This window comes from Dellaglioa sp. CoH-57-MRSF-16 (genome assembly GCF_056782055.1).
On the sequence record NZ_JBXAXZ010000206.1, the window covers coordinates 1 to 250 of the forward strand.

Below are 250 nucleotides of genomic sequence, written 5' to 3' on the forward strand. Positions count from 1 at the left end.
GATCATCAGTTCCCCAATCCGAGGTTCGGCAGCCCGACCGTGTTCTGCAGTTCGACGCCCGTGGCGCCGACGTATCCGCTGGCGTTCACACGGACCGTCACCTGCACGGAAACGATCGTGTTGCGCTGGGCTAGCGTCAGACCCGTTCCGCCCACGGTGATCGTGCCGGTGGAGGCGAGGTAGACGAAGAGGGGCGGTCTCCCGGTCGGCGTCGTCGAGATCGGTCCCGCGATGGTGCGCTGCCAGGTCG

The 250-nt window shown here is 66.8% G+C and carries 1 protein-coding gene; it reads right to left on the minus strand.

What is annotated here, in order from left to right:
• Nucleotides 1–5: 5 nt before the first annotated feature.
• Nucleotides 6–250, minus strand: a 245-nt coding sequence (locus AC1RPH_RS08440) for a hypothetical protein (RefSeq protein WP_481762138.1), incomplete at its 5' end; no start/stop codon positions are given.